Below are 229 nucleotides of genomic sequence, written 5' to 3'. Positions count from 1 at the left end.
CCCTTCTCCATCGATCCGAGAAAGCTGCTGTTCTCGGTCACCACCTTCGTCGCGGCCGCGCTCGTGCTGCTGATCTCGTTCGCCGTCAGCTTTCCGCGCCCGTGGTGGGCGCTGCTCACGGTATACGTGACCGCACAGCCGATGGCCGGCACGTTCCGACCGAAGACCATCTATCGCGTGGCCGGCATCGCGACCGGCGCGATCGTCACCGTTGCGGTCGCACCCAATC

Annotated in this window: 1 protein-coding gene; it reads left to right on the top strand. The window is 65.9% G+C overall.

Annotation, left to right across the window (positions count from 1 at the left end; translation table 11 throughout):
* On the top strand, positions 1 to 229 hold a 229-nt coding region (locus tag SB751_RS35980; protein ID WP_410749723.1), incomplete at both ends, for an FUSC family protein.

Source organism: Cupriavidus sp. SIMBA_020 (assembly GCF_046535395.1).
GTDB lineage: Bacteria > Pseudomonadota > Gammaproteobacteria > Burkholderiales > Burkholderiaceae > Cupriavidus > Cupriavidus campinensis.
This window is presented reverse-complemented; position numbering and strand designations above follow the sequence as displayed.